Origin of the sequence: Streptomyces sp. NPDC058457, assembly GCF_042720695.1 — a bacterium.
Classification (GTDB): Bacteria; Actinomycetota; Actinomycetes; order Streptomycetales; family Streptomycetaceae; genus Streptomyces.
Genome location: NZ_JBHXLU010000055.1, coordinates 1 through 18,513 on the forward strand (window position 1 = coordinate 1; position 18,513 = coordinate 18,513).

Here is an 18,513-nt window from a genome sequence, read left to right on the forward strand (position 1 = left end):
CCACTGCCTCCAGAAACACGAACTGTTCGACGAACAGACCGCGTTCCCAACCCAACTTGCCACCGCAGCTTGACACTTAGCCGCGTGAGGTGTCTCAGTGGGCGGGAGGCCGTCCCCGCCAACTCAGCGATGACGACGAGGATTTCGTCATCGCGACGGCCACCACACGACCGGTCAAGCTCGGCCAGCCGTTCACTCGCTGGTCGCTGCGCAAGCTGGTCGCCTACCTGCGGAAAGTGCACGGCCGGGTGATCCGCATCGGCCGCGAGGCGTTACGGTGCCTGCTCGCCCGCCGCGGCATCACCTTCCAGCGCACCAAGACGTGGAAGGAGTCCCCGGACCCCGAGCGCGACGCCAAGCTCGACCGTATCGAGGAAGTCCTGGACCGCTTCCCGGACCGGGTCTTTGCGTTCGACGAGTTCGGCCCGCTCGGGATCCGGCCCACCGCGGGCTCGGGCTGGGCCGGACAAGGGCGTCCCGACCGGCTGCCGGCCACTTACCACCGCACCCACGGAGTCCGGTACTTCCACGGCTGCTACTCCAACGGCGACGACACCTTGTGGGGCGTGAACCGCCGCAAGAAGGGCGCCGGGAACACGCTGGCCGCACTGAAGTCGATCCGCGCCGCACGGCCCGACGGCGCACCGATCTACGTGATCTTCGACAACCTGTCCGCCCACAAGGGCGCCGACATCCGCCGCTGGGCGCGGAAGAACAAGGTCGAGTTGTGCTTCACCCCGACCTACGCCTCCTGGGCGAACCCCATCGAGGCGCACTTCGGACCGCTGCGGCAGTTCACCATCGCCAACTCGAACTATCCCAACCACACCGTGCAGACCCGGGCCCTGCACGCCTATCTGCGCTGGCGCAACGCCAACGCCCGCCACCGCGACGTCCTGGCCGCCGAACGCAAGGAACGCGCCCGCATCCGCAGCGAGAAAGGAATCCGCTGGGGCGGACGTCCTCTCAAAACCGCAGCTTGATCCAACCCAGTGTACCTATGCGGTCACAGCGCCAGCCGAAGACGCCTGCGGGCGATCGGCGCCGCCCCTGACTACGCACCCGCCCGGCCCGGCTCCGCTACGAGCCGCTTTCCACCACGAAGCGCAGGTACCGTTCCGCGGAACGTTGGACCGCGGCCGCCCCGTCGGCGCTGACCACACGCCCCCAGAACGCCCCGTAGATGCGCTCGAAGGCGAAAGGTTCGACCAGCGCAAGCGCGCGGCGGATGATGCTCGGTCGCTCCGGAATGAAGTTGGGGATGCTGTACATGAAGCTGACCCACCGCCGGTCCATCACCACCATGAAGATGTCACCGCTGAACAGCGCACCGCGCCTCTCCGGGTCGTCAGCCCAGTGCAGCACGGTGCCTCCGGCGAAGTGCGTGCCTGCGTTGATCAGCGTCATGCCAGGCGCGATCTGGTGAGTGTCGCCCGTCCAGTACTCGATCACCGGATCGGGCCGTCCGACCCAGTCACGGTCCGCAGCATGGACGTACACGGGAACGTCGAAGGCCCGGCCCCACTCGGTCATTACGCCGTAGAAATGCGGATGGCTGACGGCGATCGCGCTGATCCCACCCAGATCCTCAATTTCGGCGGCAAGGTCGTCATCGAGGTAGCCCACGCAGTCCCACAGCACGTTGCCCGACGGTGAGCGGATCAGCAGCGCGCGCTGGCCGACGGCCACCGACGGCACCGCACCCACCCCGATCACGCCGGGTCCCTCCTCATCAAGCCGACCGCGACGGCCGCTGGCGCGCAACTCGGCCAGCGTCGTCCACTGTTGGCCATCCCAACCGACGTACTGCCGCTCGTCCAGGCAGATCGGGCAATCAGCGCGCGGTGCCCCGTACTGCACGCCGCACGTGCTGCAGATCGGAAGCCGCACACCCGTGACCGACGCGACCCGCTTCGAAGACGACACCAGAACCTACCCCTCCATGAACTCACCACTTGACGACGCCGACATCAACAGCCGACCCTGCTGGGCCTCTTCCCGAGACCCTCCCCGACGAGACAATCCGCTGAGGCAGTTCACCCACTGGTACCGGCGCTGGCGCAACGCCAACGCCCGCCCCGCTGGGGCGAACGCCTCGTCGCACCCGCAGCCTGGCCGACCCGGCGAACCTATGCGGTCACAGCACTAGCTAGATGAATGAGTCCAAGGGCTCGTGGCCATAGGCCGCCAGCGAGCGGTGACACATGGCTGCCATCGCTCGCCCAGCTGGAGAACAGCCTTGAGTCTCCAGTGACTGGAGACGGCAGAGTGAGGGACATGGACGTTACGACCCTCTACTCAATCGGGGAGCTGTCCCGGCGGACCGGCTTGTCTGTGAGGACGATCCGGTTCTACTCCGATTCGGGGGTGGTAGCGCCGACCACCCGAAGTCCCGCCGGTTATCGGCTCTACGACCTCAACGCACTGCTTCGTTTGGAACTCCTCCGCACACTGCGCGAGCTGGGCATGGACCTGCCCACGATTCAACGGGTACTGGACCGGGAGCTCTCGGTGGCGGAAGTCGCCGCGGCGCACGCCGACGCCATGGACGTCCAGATCCGGATGCTGCTACTGCGTCGGAGCGTTCTGCGAGTCGTGGCCAGACGCGGGTCCAGTCCCGAGGAGACCAAGCTCATGCACAGGCTCACGCGGTTGTCCGGCGAGGAACGCCGGCGTTTGATCGACGATTTCGTGGATGGCACCTTCGGCACAGTGGATGCCGACCCGGCCGCGGTGGCCATGGTTCGCGCTGCCACTCCCGACCTCCCCGATGATCCGACCAGCGAGCAGGTCGCCGCGTGGGTGGAGCTCGCCGAGCTGGTCGGCGACGAGGATTTCCGTGCCCGGATGCGCCGGACGGCCATGTGCCAGGCCGCCGGGCGCACGCTCGACATCGAGAGCGATGCCGGCGAGGAACTGATGGAGTTCACCCGTCAGAAGGTGGCCGAGGCCATGGAGTCGGGCATCGACCCGCTCAGCGACAGGGGCGCACCCGTCATCGACGACCTCGTGCACCGCTTCGCCGAGGTGTTCGCACGCACCCCTGACACGGAATTCCGGGCCTGGATGGCGCAGCAGTTCGAAGAGGCGCACGATCCCCGGGTGGACCGGTACTGGCGGCTGGTGTGGATCGTCAACGGCTGGCAGGTAGTACCGAACCTGATCCCGGTGTACCCCTGGCTCATCCAGGCCCTGCGAAACGACCACGCCGCATAGTCACTGCAGTAGGGATCGCCCGGGATCCCTGAATGAATCCAAAGGGTGGCCTGCGGACATGGCGCGAGGGTGTCCAATGCCGGTGTGTGATGACTGACTCGGACACTCTCGCAACGGCACTGTACGTCAGGGTCGACGACGCGTTGAAGGCTTCGCCGCATCTGGTTCCGTGGCGTCCGGCCGTTGGAATCGCGCCCACGCTCAGTGACGCCGAACTGGTCACCGTCGCGGCGATGTCAACGCTGCTCGGCTACATCTCAGAGCGGAGGTGGCTGCGGCGCGCCGGCCGGGACTTCCGCCACCTCTTCCCGTACCTGCCTCAGCAGTACGGCTACAACAAGCGACTCCGCAACGCATCCGAGCTGCTCAAGCACATGATCAGGATGCTGGCGCAGGACACCTCGCTGTGGAGCGACGACGTGTGGGCGGTCGATTCCACCCCGGTCGGCTGCGGCTGCTCCCGTGAGACCGCCAGGCGCTCGGACCTCGCAGGCTGGGCACAGTACGGCTACTGCGCGTCGCACTCCCGGTACTTCTGGGGCCTGCGCCTGCACCTGATGTGCACGCTGGGCGGACTGCCCGTCCTGTTCGCGCTCACCGGCGCGAAGGCCGACGAACGCGAAACACTGCACGACATGCTCGACACCGCACCCGACGTCGCCGCCACCCATCCAGGACAGACGATCATCGGCGACAAGAACTACTACGGCCGCGACTTCGAGCGCGATCTCACCGATCGGCACCTGGACTTGTTACGCCCGGCCCGCAAGGGCGGGGCGGCGACGCCGCGTGCGCCGTGGTCGGATCCGGTGCCCGGTCCTGGCCGCCGCTCGCGGAACTCACGCCGGTGAGTACGTCGTGAAGATCGCGTCGGGGCGAGGGGCCGCGTACGGCGAGGCCGGGGCCGTGTTCCCGGCCGGCCCGGGTCAGCCCGGGTGTCGCTGCGGTTCGGGCTGGGTGTCCTCGGCGAGAGCGGTGCGTGCGGCCTGCAGCAGCTCTTCGGAGATCGGATTGCCCCGGGTGGCGCGAGCGAGGACGAGGGCACCGACCATGGTGCACAGCTGGGCCATCCCGTCGTCATCGCCGGTGGCCAGCCGAGCGGCACGGTTGCGTACTCCGTTGATGTAGACCTGCTGGGTGCGGGCGGCCTGCTCGGGCTCGCGCCCCAGGTCGGCAGCGAATCCGGAGACAGGGCAGCCCTCCGCAGGGTGATCACGGTGCCAGACCGACAGGTAGTCCTCGATCAGCGTCCGGCGGGCGGCCTCGTGCTCCCCGGTGTGCTCCTCGAATGTCATCGCCGAGTGTGCCGCCTGCTCGGCGAAGGCGTGGGCGATGGCCTCGTCGACCAGGTCCTCCTTGGAGGCGAACTGCTTGTAGAACCCGCCATGGGTGAGCCCGGCGGCCTTCATCAGATCGGCGACGCTGACCGCGGTGCCCTTCTCGCGGAACATCCGGGAGGCGGTGGCCACGACACGCTGTCGGTTCTCCTGTGCCTGCGCTTGGGACACGCGGCCCATGCGATCACTTCCCTAGGATAGATGTCACTTGCCATCTATCCTATCTCCTGTTTAGATTTCGAGTGACATCTATTTCGGATGGGAGATGCCCTGGCAGATCAAGCAGGGCTCTTTTCCTGCCATCCGCTGTCTGCGGCCGACGGCCTCCGTCCGGCGATCGCAGAACCACCGAAAGCTCTGGAGATCCTTGTGGCATCACCGCCCACCCCCACCGGTTCCCCGACGCCCGGAAGCTCCGCGCCGTCCGCGCCGGCTGCCCGGCACCGAAGCGTTTCCGAGGCAGTGCACCGCCGGCGCTGGGCCATCCTGGCCGTGCTCCTGTGCAGCCTCCTGGTGGTGATGCTGGACAACTCGATCCTCAACGTGGCGATGAAGACCATCGCCCAGCCCGCTCCCGCCGGACTCGGCTCCACCCAGGCCCAGCTGGAGTGGGCGGTCAACTCCTACACGCTGGTCTTCGCCGGACTCCTCTTCACCGCGGGCCTGCTCGGTGACCGGCTCGGCCGCAAGAAAGTGCTGCTCTTCGGCATGCTGGTGTTCGGCGCGGGATCCGCGCTGTCCGCGCTGTCGGACTCCTCCGGGCAGCTCATCGCCTTCCGCGCCCTGATGGGCTTCGGCGGCGCCTTCATCCTGCCCGCCACTCTCGCGATCATCATGAACGTCTTCGAGCGCGACGAGCAGCCCAAGGCCATCGGCATCTGGACGGGCGCGGTCGGTTTCGCCATCGCCGCCGGCCCCATCACCGGCGGCATCCTGCTGGAGCACTTCTGGTGGGGCTCGGTCTTCCTGGTCAATGTGCCGATCGTGGTCGCCGCGATGGCCGCGATGGCCGTGATCGTCCCCGACTCCAAGGACCCCGGACCCGGCAGGCTCGACCCGGTCGGCGTGCTGCTGTCGATCGCCGGTCTGGCACTGCTGGTCTACGGCATCATCAAGGGCGGCCAGCTGGGCGACTTCACCCGGCCCGAGTCCTGGGCGGCGATCCTCGGCGGCCTGGCGGTCCTCGGCGGCTTCGTCGGGTACGAGGCCCGCAGCGACCACCCGGCCCTCGACGTCACCTCTTTCCGCAACCGGCGGTTCTCCGCGTCCGTCGCCGCCGTCGGCCTGGTCTTCTTCGCCCTCATGGGCGTCACGTTCTTCAGCGTCTTCTACAACCAGAGCGTGCGGGGCTACAGCGTCCTGCAGTCCGGTCTGCTCGTGCTGCCGCTGGCCGCCTCCCAGATGTTCTTCGCCCCGCGGGCCCGGCTGGTCGTGGACCGCTTCGGCGCCCGGGCCGTGTGTGCCACCGGCCTCGCCCTGACCGCCGTGTCCTTCGCCGGCTTCCTGCTGCTCGGCCAGGACACCCCCATATGGGTGCTTGAGGTGCTGTTCTTCCTGATGGGCACGGGCATGGCCCATGTGATGCCGCCCGCCACCGTCATGATCATGTCGTCACTGCCGCGGGAGAAGGCCGGCTCCGGATCCGCGGTCAACAACACCTTCCGGCAGGTCGGCGGGGCCATGGGGGTCGCCGTGCTCGGATCGCTGCTGTCCACCACCTACCGCAACGGCATCGACAGCCACCTGGCCGTACTGCCCGCCTCCGACCGGCACACCGCAGGCGAATCCCTCCAGGCCACCCTGGCAGTCGCCGAGAAGATGGGACCGGCCGGCCGGGCGCTGGTACGGCCCGCGAACGACGCCTTCATCCACGCCATGCACCTCACCGCGATCGGGTCGGCGGCCGTCGCCCTGGCCGGCGCGGTCGTCGTACTGGCCTTCCTGCCGGGCAAGGAGTCCGCCCCGGCCGCCGGCGGAGACAAGCCCCGGCGCCAGACCGCAGGAGCCCGACAGTGATCACGAACCATCCCCGCCAGACCCCCGGTCAGCCGCCGCCTGCCGTCCCCTCAGTACCGACGCCGGCCCGCGTGGTGCGGGTGGGGCCTGCACCGGCTTCGCTGTGGCCGGCCCCCATCGGCCCGGCCATCGCACGACGAACGCCAGCACTGCTTCCGCTGACGCTCTGATCACACCCCGACCCGGATGTCCCATCACTCCCAAGGAGATCGACTCATGGTTGCCAGCAACCTTGTTCTCATCCCAGGCGCCGGCGGCGTGGGCCGTACGGTCTTCGAGCAACTGCGCGCACAGGACGTACCGGTGCGTTTCATGGTCCGCCGCGAGGACGAGCGTGCGGATGAACTGCGCGCGCTCGGTGCGGAGGTGGTCACCGGTGACCTGACCCGGCCCGAGACGGTGGCGGCCGCACTGCAGGACGTGACGCGGATGTACTTCGCGATGCGTGTGTCTCCGGACCACCTGCTGGCGGCGACCGTGGTGGCCTCCGTCGCGCGGGAGTACGGGAATCTGGAGGCCCTGGTCGACCTGTCACAGATGACGGTGTCGCAGATGACCGCCACCAGCACCGAGGAGTCGCACCAGCAGCGGCTGCACTGGCTGGCGGAGCAGGTCTTCGACTGGTCCGGCCTGCCCGTGGTGCACATCCGGCCGACGGTGTTCCTGGACTCACCGCTGTTCACCACGATGGCGGCGCGGTCGATCCGGGCGAACGGCACCATCGCGCTGCCGTTCGGCACCGGACGCACCTCACCGATCGCCGTCGACGATGTCGCCCGGGTCGTCGCCACCGTGCTGCGCGACCCGGCTCCGCACGTCGGCCAGGTCTACGAGCTGACCGGGCCGCGCTCGGTGGACATGACAGAGCTGGCCGCGGAGTTCTCCCGGGCGCTGGGGCGGCCGGTGTCCTACGTGGACGTGCCCGCGCAGAGGTGGGAGGCACAGCTCCCGAAGCTGGGGATGCCGCCGCACCTCGTACAGCACATCGCCACCATGGCCCGGCTGCACCGGGACAACCGTTACGACCGCACGGCCGAAGGCGTCGAGCGGGTGACGGGCACCCCCGCCCGGTCCATCGAGGCGTTCGTGGCCGCCCGCAGAGACTTCTACCTGGGCTGAACCGCGGTCGGGATGCCGCGAAACGAGTCGTCCCGGCCATCGTCCCGGCCATCATGCCGCCGGCGAGCGTCTGCGGGAAAGCCGATGAACACACCGGCGGCGATCGCGTAGCGGTGCTCCACACGGGCCTTCCTGGCCGCGTAGCCGGGGTCGCGGGAGGCGCCGTCGATCCGGAACCGCAACCGGGCCGCCCGACGGGGGCCACGGCCTTCCCGAGGGCGTGTGAGCTTCAGTGGTGGGCCGGATCAGGGCCCTGCCAGGAACCCGCACGGGCCCGGGCCGAGGCGAGGAGGCTCGGGTCGTGGGCGTTGACGAGCAGGAGGTCATGGTCCGCGGCCTGCCACAGCTCGGCGAGCCGCTCGTGGTTGGCCCGTACTCTGCGCCAGTCGTGGGCGACGGCACGTTCCATGGCGAGCAGCGACTTCGGCACCTTGCCGACGCCGTCGACCTGGCCGTGGTGGTAGAACGCGTCGCCTGCGTGGAGCACCCAGTGGTCGCCGGCGTCGACGGCGATCGCGGCGTGCCCGCGGGTGTGTCCGGTCAGGCCGATCAGCACGATGCCGGGCGAGATCCCGGTGAGCTCGGTGGCGGCCGCGAACCCGCGCCAGGCCTCGCCCGTCCCGGGTGTGTGGCGGACGAACGCCGGAGCGTGGGCGCGCTGCGCGGGCCTGTAGCGCCCCTTCTCGACGCGGGTGGCCGGATGGAGCGCCGCGGTGGCCTCGGCGTCGGTGAGGTGGACGCGTGCCCAGGGGAAGTCGGCCAGCCCGCCGACGTGGTCGGCGTCGCAGTGGGTGAGCACGATGTCGCGGACGTCCTTCGGGTCGAAGCCGAGCCTCCCGACCTGCCGGACGGCCGTCTCGGACTCCTCGAACGCGGGGCGCACGAAGTGCCGGGCCGGTCCGAACCGCCGGCCGGGTGCGGCCCCGTCGAGGAGGCCGAGACCGGTGTCGACCAGGGCCAGTCCGGTGTCGGTCTCGACGAGCAGGACATGGCAGACCAGTCCCTCGGGCGTGCCCCAGGGACGCATGGTGCCGCAGTTCAGGTGGTGGACCTTCACCCGAGCGCCTCCATCGTCGCGGCCAGGGCAGCGGGATCGCCGCCGATGAGATCGGCGTCGATCTCCTGGATCGGGTTGGTGCCGTCCCAGTTGGCGGCGGCCAGCCTGATCAGGTCGAAGACGAACTTCTTGGTGCCGCCGGTGTCGGAGATCTCGATGACGGTGCCGGGGTGGTGCCCGGTCTGCAGATAGGCGAACCGTCCGTCGGATCCGCCGATCCGGCCCTCCTGCCCGACGGTGAACCCGGCGGCGAGGGCACGGTCGTACAGGTCCTGGTAGTTCTCGCTCCAGTAGGCGATGTGCTGGACGCCTTCGTGGCCGGCGGCGAGGAAGTCCCGGTACATCGAGGGTGCGTCGTTGACCGGGGTGATGAGCTCGATCTGGATGTCGCCGCTGTTGGCGACGGCCACGTCCATGACCAGGTCGGAGGGCTGGCCCCGGTAGGTGAAGTCTCCGGGCCTGACGCCCTTGAGGTGGAACCACGGGCCGATGCCGGCCCTGGTGAAGTTCTCCATCGACGCGTGGATGTCGCGGACGACATAGCCGATCTGCGCGATGCTGCCGAACATGTTCGCCACCGGGCTGGGGGCGGGCGCCGGTCCGGTGTGGGCGTCGGCGAAGGAGATCACGATCTTGCCGGTGGCGTCGCCGGCGCGTAGCCGGCGGGCAGCCTCGTCGGCCCTCGACACCGGGTAGACGGTGTCCAGGCAGGGGGCGATCTTTCCGTCCGCGACCGCGGGCAGCACGTGTTCGCCCAACGCGGCGACCACCTCGCCGAGTTCGGCACGGGTGCGGATGCTGAAGGTGGTGCCGATCAGCTTCTGGCGGCGGAAGGCGACGGTGTCCAGATCGAGGGCGGTCGCGGGTCCGGCGAGCCGCCCGATGCTCATGATGGTGCCGCCGATCGCGGTGGCCGCCGGGAGCACGGCGAACAGGTCTCCGCCGACGTGGTCGAGGGTGACGTCGGCGCCCTGCCCGTCCGTGGCGGCGAGGACGGCGGCGGCGAGGTCCTCGGTCGCGGTGTTCACGGCGACGTCCGCGCCGGCGTCCAGCAGGGCGGCCCGCTTGGCGTCGCTGGTCGTCGTGGCGATGACGGTGCCCGCCCGGAGTGCTTTGGCGAGCTGGATGCCGATCAGGCCGATCGAGCTGGTGCCGCCGACGACCAGAACGGACTTGCCGGCGGTGAACCCGGCCTGGGTGACCAGCGCGTCGTGCTCGGTGACGAGACCGACGGGGAGGGTCGCGGCCTCCTCGAAGCCGAGCCGGTCCGGGATCGGGACGACCAGTCGTGGATGGCACAGGGCGTAGTCGGCGAACGCGCCGACAGTGATGCCCATGACCCGGGTCCCGGCGGGCAGGTGGGGTGCCAGCGGGCTCCCTGTCTCTACGACGCCCGCGACCTCCATGCCGGCGGTGAACGGCCCCTCGCCCTGTGAGTTGGCGGTGTAGGTGCCTTCGAGAGCGTAGAGGTCGGCCCGGTTCAGACCGGCCGCGTGGACCTGGATCCGGACGGCTCCCAGCTGTGAGGGCAGTTCGGTCTCTTCGAGGCTCCAGGCGTCTGCCTTGCCGCCGATGAGCGCGCGCATGGTGGCCGGAGTCGTCGTGGTGGTCGTCGAGGTCATCGGGGATCTCCTCTGATCGATGGTGGTCAACGGACGAAGTCGGGCGGCGTGGTCGTGAGCAGCCGCGGGTCGGGTGCGGCACCGGACATCGAGAGAAGTCCCCTGAGGATGCGAAGAAGCTTGAGCAGACCCCCCGGACTGCGCTTGTCGACGCCGCCGACGAGTTGCCCGAGGATGGTGAGCCGGTCGAAGTAGATCCGCTCGGTGACGAGGTTCTCGTGCTCGTCGAAGATGAAGTACGCCGTCATACGGGTGCGGTGCCTCGATCCGGTCCGGGGGATCGCGCCGAGCGGCCCGTTGTGGGTGCCCAGCAGCCAGAACTCCACGATCACGGCGTCGACGCTGTGCCGGAACGCGATGATCTCGTGATCCTGGTCGGGGAAGGCCACGCGGGTGTCCTGGTAGTACTCGCGCACCTCTCCGTCGCCGTCGTGGACGGTCATCTGGGCGATCAGTTCGTAGTGCGGATGCGGGAACGTCGACAGCGTGGCGTCCCAGTCCTGGCGGACCTCGTCCCGGAAGTGATCGAGCACGAGCTTCTCGCGGGCGCGCAGCACGGGTTCGGACGGCAGGGTGAATCGCGACATGGTGGCTTCCTCAGACCGGCTGGACGCCGTGGGTGATGTGACCGTGGCTGAACGTCGGCGTCGTGCCGGGGTTCGTCCAGGCACCGGTCAGCTCGCTGGAGGGGAAGAACTGCAGGAAGCGTGGGTCGGCCTGGCTGCGGTCGGCCAACGTCTTCTCCAGGACGGCCGAGTTGTACTGGTCGGCGGTGGTCTCGATCGTGTTGGCGTTGAGCACCGCCTCCTGCTGCCACTGCCGCGCCCACTTGGCGATGCCCGGCAGCCTGGAGTGCTCGGGGGTGAGGGCCTCGGCGGCGATGACGTTCTCGCTGCTGACCCAGATGCCGGTCGACGTGTTGACGACGAGGCTCTGGTTGCCGAAGACGTGGCCCGGCGTCCTGACCACGGCCACGCCCGGACCGAGGACGATCGAACCGTCGATCGGCAGGAACGCCTCGGGCGGAACGTCGCGGTAGGTGTCCGGCTGGTACCAGGGCCTCTGCAGCGGGTGCAGTTCGGCCATGCCGGCGAGCTCGTCCCGCTGGACGATGACCTTGGCGCGGGGGAACGCGGCCCGCGGGCGGGCGTCGAGGTCGTCCTGGTGGGCGGTCGTACCCACCCAGCGGCGCAGGTCCTGCGTGTGCAGGTGGTCGAACATCAGGTAGTCGACATCGCCCGGGCGGATGCCGAGCCTGGCGAGGTGCCCCAGCACCGTGCCGTGCTCGCGGACCATCCGCCGCTCCAGGACGCCCGGCGTCTTCTGGGCGAGGTTGTCGAAATACGGCGTGTAGCGGCCCAGTTCGACGTCGCTCGGCTCGAAGAGCAGTACCCGCGGGCGACCGTCGCTGTCCCGCCAGCGGATGACGAGCATGCGGTTGGTGATCGACAGGAACGGGGCGATCGCGCGCGACGCGCGGAACAGGCCGAACCGCGTGGGGTAGGGCAGCGTGACCAGATCGCAGGTGACGACCGTGTCCGGCCTGCCCGTCCGGGCGAACTCACCGCGGAACGCCCTGGCCTGGACACGTGCCGTCCGCAACCGGACGCCCGGCGGCTCTCCCGACCTCGACAGGTCGGACAAGGTGTCGATGCCGGCGCCGACCGTCGGCAGGTCGGCCACGTCACCGGGACCCCACGGAAATCGCATCGCCGCTCCTTCCCTCTTTTACCCACGCTGTGGGTATTAACTGGGCTGGGCCAAATATACCCACGTCGTGGATTAATTCAATGGCGGGCATCATGGGGTGATGACCGAGACACGAGAGCCCCGACGGGGCCGCCCGCCCAAGGGGGCGCCGCTGCTGAACCGCGACGCGATCGTCAGAGCCACCCTCGAGGTCATCGACCTGGACGGCGTCGACGCGGTCTCCATGCGCTCGGTCGCCCGAGTCCTCGGCGTCGACCCGAAGAGCCTCTACAACCACGTCGCCGGCAAGGACGGCCTCCTCGACGCGGTGGCCGAACAGATCCTGGGGTCGATGCGCCTGCCCGAGCCCACCGGAGACGTGCGCGGCGACCTGCTCGCCGTCGGCCACGCCTTCCGCGCCCGCGCCCTCGCCCACCCCCGGGCGGCGCAGCTCGTACTCACCCGCCAACTCGCGTCGCTCGAAGGGCTCGCCCCGGTCGAAGCCGTCCTCACCGCCCTCCGCGCCACGGGCTGCCCACGGCGCGAGGCCGTCTCGATACTGCGCAGCCTGGTCGCCACGCTGATCGGCACCCTGCTCCGCGAGGTGCACGCGGGACCCACGTACGGCATGACCGACGCTCCCGGCATCGCACAGCGCCAGGCCGTGCTGGAGCGGTCGGGCCTCCCCCGGGTCGCCGAAGCCGCTGCCGACCTCGCTCGCTTCGACCGCGACGCCGAGTTCGAGTTCACCCTCGGCCTCGCGCTCGACGCCGTCATGGCCCGCCTCGCCGCGTCCTGATGCGACGCGACCGTGCACAGAGGGCACGGCTGTGGGTCCGCGGAAGCCCCGTGAACTCATCCCGGCGAGCTCATCCTGTGGGCCGTGACGGCGGTCGTCGCCGACGCCGGCACGCGGGGGCGGTGGACTCGCGTACCTGACGGCCGTGCAACCATCCGACATACGTCGGGCGTCCGTACATCAGTACGGTCATGGCTGGTGCACAGCTGCGGTACGGGAGGGGACGACTGTGGACAGTGGTGCGATACGCCGGCGGCTGGCGCTCGGTGTGGCCTTGCTGGCCGCCTCCGGGGTGTTCGCCCTCGTGGCACCGGCCGAGGCCCAGGCCGTGACGACCGCGAACTGCGCCGGACGCGAGGTGCGGACCCTGTCCTTCGCCACCGGCACCGTGCACGTCTACCGGCAGGGCGGCTACGTCTGCGCGATCACCCTCCCCAGAAAGTCCGGCGGCAGGCGGATGATGTCCGTCAGCGTCCAGGCCCGCGGCAACCGCCCGGTCGTCGACAAGGGCAGGTACAGCCACCGCGCGGGCCCGGTCACGGTCCACGCCGGGCACCGGTGCGTGTGGGTGCGGGGCGCGGTGGGGCGCAGTTCGGTGAGCTCGGGGTGGATCCTCTGCTGAGGAGGATGATCCCGCCTGTGCGCATACGACGAGAGGTCCGCTGGGTCCTGTGGGGGCTGTGGCTTGGGTGTCTGGTGTTCTGCGTCTGGTTCTTCGCCGAGGCGGTCACGCTGTTCCGGCAGGCCGAGTCATGGTGACGCGGGCAGGCCGCGAGTAACGTCTGCGGGATGACCGCGACGCCTGTGGACTTCTTGGCACGTGCCCTGGACGCCCCGGGCGAGCCCCGGCTGCGGCCGCTGCCGGCCTTGGTGGCGGAACTGCTGCGATCCCTGAGCGCCCCGCCTCGGCTGGCGGCGCACCTGCGTGCGGTGCACGACGTTGCGGCCGACCTGGTGGACTGGGTGCAGGACCGGTACCCGGAGCTGGCCGTGGACCGCGACGCCGTCCTCTTCGGCGCGGCGACCCACGACGTGGGCAAGGTCCGCCATCCCGAGGAACTCGCCGGACCCGGCTCGGCCCACGAGGCCGCCGGCCGTGACCTGCTGCTGAGCCGCGGCTTCCGGCCCGGACTGGCCCGGTTCGCCGCCACCCACGCCGACTGGGACAACCCCGAGGTGACGATGGAGGACCTCCTGGTCAGCACGGCCGACAAGGTGTGGAAGGACAAGCGCGTCCCCGGCCTTGAGGACAGGGTCGTCAGGGCGCTGGCAGGTGCGACGCGACGGGAGCCCTGGGAGGAGTACCTCGCGCTCGACGACCTGCTCACCCGACTCGGGGCGGCCGCCGCCTCTCGCCTCGCCTTCCAGTCGGCCTTCCCGGTGCACACCTGACCCGGCCTCAGGATCCGGCGGACCTCCCGGACTTCCCGGACCGCTGAGCGTTCACACCCGGCGGGCGCAGCCCACCGGGTGCTCCCCGCCGAGCTGGACGTACAGGGCGGTGGCCGCCGGGCACGCGTCCCGTGCGGTCACCGCCCGCACCACCTGGTACTGCGGCTTCCGCTTCCCCGATCCGTCGCAGGCGGTCTCCCGGACCTGGCCGTGGCCCGAGCCGTAGACGCAGTCGCCGACGATCGTGCGCGGCCCGCCGCCCCCGCCGGGGTCACCGGGGTGCGGCGGCTCCAGGTTGCGCATGCAGGCGTAGCCCTGCGGGATCGTTCCGTCGCCGTCCTCGTCGCCGGTGGTGCGCTGGGCGCCGATGTGCAGCACGAAGTCGGTGGTGGCCGGGCACAGCGGCCCGTCGGCCACGGCGCCGTCGTACCGGGCGATCACCCGGGCCGCCGCCCGTTCGCCGCTGCAGGGCACCTCGGTGAAGCTCGCGGTCCCGAACGAGCTGCACTCGTCGACCGCGAGGAACTGCGCGCCGTACCCGGACAGCGTCGGGCTCGCCGTCGACCGGGCGCTGCCGGCCGGCGCCCCGGACGAGGACGTCCGGCAGCCAGCCGGCAGCAGCACGACGGCCAGCGCCACCAGAACCCCCGCAAAACGCCTGCTGCGCATACCGACCCCCCTGCCAGCGTGGCCCGCGATCACGGTCCACGCCAGCTGTCCGGGAGGCTTTCCGCCTGATGTGGGTGTTACGCCCGGTTCCGTGACGTACGTCTAGTACGTCAGCCCGTGGCCGATCGGATACAGCACCTGCGCCGGATCGTCCGCCCGCTGCACCGGCACCGGCAGCCTGCCGTGCGGTGCCACCTGGCCCGCGATCACCCGTGCCGCGGCCCGCAGTTCGACGTCGGTCCACGAGTAGGTCGCCAAGCAGGCCTTCACAAAGGGGAGTTGGGCGACATCGTACGGATTGCGCACCGCCACCGCCACCACCGGGCGGCCGGTCGCGACCAGCCGTTCCACCAGCCGCTGCTGTCCGCCGCCCGCCGTCACGTTGTACGTCCCGACCACCACCGCGTCCGCCCCCTGCGCCGCCGCGACCGCCTTGTCGGCGTCGGCGGCGGAGGGGTCCGTACCCGTGGACAACGCGGTTGCGGCGAAGCCCAGTTCGGTGAGGGCGGCGGCGAGCACGCCGGTCGGCGGTCCCGTCGTACCGGACGGGGAGGCCGGGTCGGCGCCGACGACCAGCACCTTGCCGTGCGTACGGCGGGACAGCGGGAGCAGACCGCCCTCGTTGACCAGCAGGGTGGTGGTGCGCTCGGCGATCCGGTCGGCGGCGGCGAGGTGCTGCGCCGTGCCGACCACCCGGCCGACGTCCTTCGCGGGCACGTACGGCCGGTCGAGCAGCCCCAGCCGGGATTTCAGCCGCAGGATCCGGAGGATCGATTCGTCGAGCCGTGACTCGGTCAGCTCTCCCTCCTGTACGGCCTTCAGGACGGCGTTCCAGGCGACGTCCGGGTGGGGCGGGTCGAGGAGCTGGTCGACACCGGCCTTCAGGGCGAGCACGGGCACCCGGTCGTCGCCGTACTTCGTGCGGACCCCCGCCATGCCCAGGGAGTCGGTCACCACGACCCCGTCGTAGCCGAGTTCGCCGCGCAGGATGCCGGTGAGGACGGGGTGGGAGAGGGTGGCCGGGTCGCCGGAGCCGTCCAGGGCCGGGAACTGGATGTGCGCGGTCATGACCGAGTCGATGCCGGCCTCGATCGCCGCCCGGAACGGGACCGCGTCCAGCTTCTCCCACAGCTCCCGGCTGTGCGTGATCACCGGGAAGCCGGTGTGGCTGTCGACGGCGGTGTCGCCGTGCCCCGGGAAGTGCTTGACGGTGGCCGCCACGCCCGCGTCCCGGTACCCCTGCGCCTCGGCGGCGACCAGGGCCCCGACCGCGTCCGGACCGGCCCCGAAGGACCGTACGCCGATGATCGGGTTGGCCGGGTTCACGTTGACGTCGGCGTCGGGGGAGTAGTCCTGCCGGACGCCCATCGCGCGCAGCTCCGCGCCGGAGATCCGGCCGAGGGTGCGGGCGTCGGCCCGGGAGCCGCCCGCCCCCATGGCCATGGCGCCCGGGAAGAGGGTGGCGGGCCTGCCGATCCGGCAGACGGCGCCGTGCTCCTGGTCGGTGGCGATGAGGACGGGCAGACCGCGCGGCTGCGCCAGCGAGGCCCGCTGGATCCCGTTCGACAGCTCGGCGATCTGCCGTGGATCCCGGGTGTTGTGCGTCCAGGTGAAGTAGATGATCCCGCCGACGCGGTACTTCGCGATCAGCTCGGCGGCGGTACGGACGCCGATCTCCTTGAGGTTGGCTTCGATGTCGGCCTGGTCGGGGTCGGTGGCCGAGTGCCCGTAGACCCGCATCACGAACAGCTGACCGACCTTCTCCGCAAGCGACATCCGCGCGACGATCGCCCGGAGCTTCCTGTCGTCGGCGTTCTTCTCCTCGGAGTTCGTGTCGCCGGAGCCGAGGGCGTTCGCGCCGGCGCCGACGGCCAGTGCCGCGGTGACGCCCGCGGTCGCGGCGAGAACGGTGCGTCTGGAGGGCACGTGCACTCCTTTTGGTGGGGAATGCACGGTAACCGGAAAGGGGCCGCCATCGGCGCATTGGAGGGGGGCACGTCGATGGCGGCGGGCCGACGGCCGTGGTGCGGCGGAGAGGGCAGGTCAGCTATCGCAGCCAGCAGCGAGGGCCGACACCACACCACGGAGACTCTTCCGGCAGCCTGCGTGTTGGACGGGCGGGGGAGGGGGCGGGTTCCCGGACGGACCGGAATTCCCGGAAGTTGGGAGCAGGAGGACTGCCGGGACGAATGTGACATGCCCCGTCAGGAGCGTCCCGTAAGGGGCGCGGGGAACTGCGCGACAAGCCCCCACCGACCCGCGCACACCGATCCACCTGTACCACCCCATGGACAAACATCCCCCCGCTCACGAGAAACCAGAGATCATCGGCCCATGCCCGCTGTCGCGATCCCCGGTTCCAAGTCCGTCACCGCCCGCGCCCTCTTCCTCGCGGCCGCCGCCGACGGAGTCACCACCCTCGTCCGCCCCCTCCGCTCCGACGACACCGAGGGCTTCGCCGAGGGCCTGGCCCGGCTCGGCTACCGCGTCGGCCGTACCCCCGACACCTGGCAGGTTGACGGCCGCCCGCAGGGCCCCGCGCTGCCCGAGGCCGAGGTCTACTGCCGGGACGGCGCCACCACCGCCCGCTTCCTGCCCACCCTCGCCGCGGCCGGCCACGGCAGCTACCGTTTCGACGCCTCCGAGCAGATGCGCCGCCGCCCCCTCGCCCCGCTCACCCGCGCCCTGCGCGACCTCGGTGTCGACCTGCGCCATGAAGAGGCGGAGGGCCATCATCCGCTGCGCATCGAGGCGGCCGGGGTCGAGGGCGGCGAGGTGACGCTCGACGCCGGGCAGTCCTCGCAGTACCTCACCGCCCTGCTGCTGCTCGGCCCGCTCACCCGCAAGGGCCTGCGGATCCGGGTGACGGACCTGGTGTCCGCGCCGTACGTGGAGATCACGATCGCGATGATGCGGTCGTTCGGGGTGGCGGTGGCGCGCGAGGGCGATGTCTTCGTCGTCCCGTCCGGCGGCTACCGGGCCACCACCTACGCGATCGAGCCCGACGCCTCCACCGCGAGCTACTTCTTCGCCGCGGCGGCCGTGACGGGCCGTGAGGTCACCGTGCCGGGGCTCGGGCGGGGTGCACTCCAGGGCGACCTGGGGTTCGTGGACGTGCTGCGGCGGATGGGCGCGGACGTCGAGATCGCCGAAGGCAGCACGACCGTGCGGGGCACCGGCACGCTCCGCGGCCTGACCGTCGCCATGCGGGACATCTCCGACACCATGCCGACCCTCGCGGCCATCGCCCCCTTCGCGAACGGTCCCGTCCGCATCGAGGACGTGGCCAACACCCGGGTGAAGGAGTGCGACCGGCTCGACGCCTGCGCGGAGAACCTGCGCCGGCTGGGGATCGAGGTCGCCACCGGCGAGGACTGGATCGAGATCCGGCCCGGCACCCCCGCCCCGGCCGGGATCAAGACCTTCGGTGACCACCGCATCGTGATGTCCTTCGCGGTGACCGGCCTCCGCACGCCCGGCATCTCCTTCGACGACCCCGGGTGCGTGAAGAAGACCTTCCCGGGTTTCCACGAGGCGTTCGGGGAGCTGGCCGCGGGGTGGGGGATCCCGTTCGCCGGCGCCTGACCGCGCCGGCGG

Annotated in this window: 15 protein-coding genes and 2 pseudogenes; 9 read left to right on the forward strand and 8 right to left on the reverse strand. The window is 70.5% G+C overall.

The annotated features are described in order from the left end of the window. Positions 1 to 95: 95 nt before the first annotated feature. Positions 96 to 983, forward strand: a pseudogene (locus ACFWPS_RS33825) (IS630 family transposase); the annotation flags it as partial. 97 nt (positions 984 to 1,080) lie between these two features. On the opposite strand, the gene ACFWPS_RS33830 reads toward ACFWPS_RS33825, so the two are convergent. Beyond that, a complete protein-coding gene (locus tag ACFWPS_RS33830) occupies positions 1,081 to 1,926 on the reverse strand; it encodes an MBL fold metallo-hydrolase (RefSeq protein ID WP_383712149.1) in 846 nt (281 codons plus the stop codon). A gap of 351 nt (positions 1,927 to 2,277) precedes the next feature. Here ACFWPS_RS33830 and ACFWPS_RS33835 point away from each other — a divergent pair, with 351 nt between their 5' ends. After that, positions 2,278 to 3,216 carry a MerR family transcriptional regulator gene (locus ACFWPS_RS33835; protein ID WP_383712151.1) on the forward strand — a complete coding sequence of 313 codons (939 nt, stop codon included), beginning with the start codon at positions 2,278 to 2,280 and terminating at the stop codon, positions 3,214 to 3,216. An 89-nt stretch (positions 3,217 to 3,305) separates the two neighbouring features. After that, a pseudogene (locus tag ACFWPS_RS33840) lies at positions 3,306 to 3,995 on the forward strand (IS982 family transposase); the annotation flags it as partial. A 147-nt stretch (positions 3,996 to 4,142) separates the two neighbouring features. On the opposite strand, the gene ACFWPS_RS33845 reads toward ACFWPS_RS33840, so the two are convergent. Beyond that, the gene (locus ACFWPS_RS33845; protein WP_383712153.1) at positions 4,143 to 4,733 is read right to left on the reverse strand and encodes a TetR/AcrR family transcriptional regulator; all 591 of its coding nucleotides are present in this window, start codon (positions 4,731 to 4,733) and stop codon (positions 4,143 to 4,145) included. A gap of 189 nt (positions 4,734 to 4,922) precedes the next feature. Between ACFWPS_RS33845 and ACFWPS_RS33850 the strand changes: the two genes are divergently transcribed. Together ACFWPS_RS33850 and ACFWPS_RS33855 are read left to right on the forward strand one after the other, a co-directional pair. Next, positions 4,923 to 6,569 carry an MFS transporter gene (locus ACFWPS_RS33850; RefSeq protein ID WP_383712155.1) on the forward strand — a complete coding sequence of 549 codons (1,647 nt, stop codon included), beginning with the start codon at positions 4,923 to 4,925 and terminating at the stop codon, positions 6,567 to 6,569. A 216-nt stretch (positions 6,570 to 6,785) separates the two neighbouring features. After that, positions 6,786 to 7,688 carry an NmrA family NAD(P)-binding protein gene (locus ACFWPS_RS33855; protein ID WP_383712157.1) on the forward strand — a complete coding sequence of 301 codons (903 nt, stop codon included), beginning with the start codon at positions 6,786 to 6,788 and terminating at the stop codon, positions 7,686 to 7,688. A 229-nt stretch (positions 7,689 to 7,917) separates the two neighbouring features. On the opposite strand, the gene ACFWPS_RS33860 is transcribed toward ACFWPS_RS33855, so the two are convergent. Genes ACFWPS_RS33860 through ACFWPS_RS33875 form a run of 4 tightly spaced genes read right to left on the reverse strand, consistent with a single transcriptional unit; the run spans position 7,918 to position 12,077 of the window. Then, positions 7,918 to 8,745 (reverse strand): MBL fold metallo-hydrolase, encoded by an 828-nt coding sequence (locus ACFWPS_RS33860; protein ID WP_383712160.1) that lies wholly within the window; start codon positions 8,743 to 8,745, stop codon positions 7,918 to 7,920. Beyond that, positions 8,742 to 10,367, reverse strand: a complete 1,626-nt coding sequence (locus tag ACFWPS_RS33865; protein WP_383712163.1) for a zinc-binding dehydrogenase — start codon at positions 10,365 to 10,367, stop codon at positions 8,742 to 8,744. Before ACFWPS_RS33865 ends, ACFWPS_RS33860 begins: the two co-directional genes overlap by 4 nt. Before the next feature lie 26 nt (positions 10,368 to 10,393). Further along, complete coding sequence (locus tag ACFWPS_RS33870; RefSeq protein WP_383712166.1) at positions 10,394 to 10,954, reverse strand: ester cyclase; 561 nt, start codon at positions 10,952 to 10,954, stop codon at positions 10,394 to 10,396. Positions 10,955 to 10,964: 10 nt separating this feature from the next. Beyond that, entirely contained in the window at positions 10,965 to 12,077 is a 1,113-nt protein-coding gene (locus ACFWPS_RS33875) for a hypothetical protein (RefSeq protein ID WP_383712168.1), read from the reverse strand. A 100-nt stretch (positions 12,078 to 12,177) separates the two neighbouring features. On the opposite strand from ACFWPS_RS33875, the gene ACFWPS_RS33880 reads away from it, so the two are divergent. From ACFWPS_RS33880 to ACFWPS_RS33890, 3 genes are all read left to right on the forward strand, one after another. Next, positions 12,178 to 12,855: a TetR/AcrR family transcriptional regulator gene (locus ACFWPS_RS33880; RefSeq protein WP_383712171.1), complete on the forward strand. Its 678-nt coding sequence runs from the start codon at positions 12,178 to 12,180 to the stop codon at positions 12,853 to 12,855. 229 nt (positions 12,856 to 13,084) lie between these two features. Next, positions 13,085 to 13,477: a hypothetical protein gene (locus ACFWPS_RS33885; RefSeq protein WP_383712172.1), complete on the forward strand. Its 393-nt coding sequence runs from the start codon at positions 13,085 to 13,087 to the stop codon at positions 13,475 to 13,477. A 167-nt stretch (positions 13,478 to 13,644) separates the two neighbouring features. Next, entirely contained in the window at positions 13,645 to 14,247 is a 603-nt protein-coding gene (locus tag ACFWPS_RS33890; RefSeq protein WP_383712174.1) for an HD domain-containing protein, read from the forward strand. Between the two features lie 51 nt (positions 14,248 to 14,298). Here the strand turns inward: ACFWPS_RS33890 and ACFWPS_RS33895 are convergent, their stop codons facing one another. Next, on the reverse strand, positions 14,299 to 14,916 hold the full coding sequence (locus ACFWPS_RS33895) for a hypothetical protein (RefSeq protein WP_383712177.1): 618 nt from the start codon (positions 14,914 to 14,916) through the stop codon (positions 14,299 to 14,301). A gap of 102 nt (positions 14,917 to 15,018) precedes the next feature. Continuing rightward, a complete protein-coding gene (locus ACFWPS_RS33900) occupies positions 15,019 to 16,842 on the reverse strand; it encodes a glycoside hydrolase family 3 protein (protein ID WP_383712180.1) in 1,824 nt (607 codons plus the stop codon). Positions 16,843 to 17,250: 408 nt separating this feature from the next. Between ACFWPS_RS33900 and aroA the strand changes: the two genes are divergently transcribed. Continuing rightward, entirely contained in the window at positions 17,251 to 18,501 is a 1,251-nt protein-coding gene (aroA, locus tag ACFWPS_RS33905) for a 3-phosphoshikimate 1-carboxyvinyltransferase (RefSeq protein WP_383712182.1), read from the forward strand. The last annotated feature ends 12 nt before the right edge of the window (positions 18,502 to 18,513 follow it).

Bases quoted from the DNA above. Each gene is read 5' to 3' on its own strand.
- ACFWPS_RS33835 (WP_383712151.1), top strand. From the start codon at position 2,278: ATGGACGTTACGACCCTCTACTCAATCGGGGAGCTGTCCCGGCGGACC.
- ACFWPS_RS33845 (WP_383712153.1), bottom strand. From the start codon at position 4,733: ATGGGCCGCGTGTCCCAAGCGCAGGCACAGGAGAACCGACAGCGTGTC.
- ACFWPS_RS33855 (WP_383712157.1), top strand. From the start codon at position 6,786: ATGGTTGCCAGCAACCTTGTTCTCATCCCAGGCGCCGGCGGCGTGGGC.
- ACFWPS_RS33865 (WP_383712163.1), bottom strand. From the start codon at position 10,367: ATGACCTCGACGACCACCACGACGACTCCGGCCACCATGCGCGCGCTC.
- ACFWPS_RS33870 (WP_383712166.1), bottom strand. From the start codon at position 10,954: ATGTCGCGATTCACCCTGCCGTCCGAACCCGTGCTGCGCGCCCGCGAG.
- ACFWPS_RS33875 (WP_383712168.1), bottom strand. From the start codon at position 12,077: ATGCGATTTCCGTGGGGTCCCGGTGACGTGGCCGACCTGCCGACGGTC.
- ACFWPS_RS33880 (WP_383712171.1), top strand. From the start codon at position 12,178: ATGACCGAGACACGAGAGCCCCGACGGGGCCGCCCGCCCAAGGGGGCG.
- ACFWPS_RS33890 (WP_383712174.1), top strand. From the start codon at position 13,645: ATGACCGCGACGCCTGTGGACTTCTTGGCACGTGCCCTGGACGCCCCG.
- ACFWPS_RS33895 (WP_383712177.1), bottom strand. From the start codon at position 14,916: ATGCGCAGCAGGCGTTTTGCGGGGGTTCTGGTGGCGCTGGCCGTCGTG.
- aroA (WP_383712182.1), top strand. From the start codon at position 17,251: ATGCCCGCTGTCGCGATCCCCGGTTCCAAGTCCGTCACCGCCCGCGCC.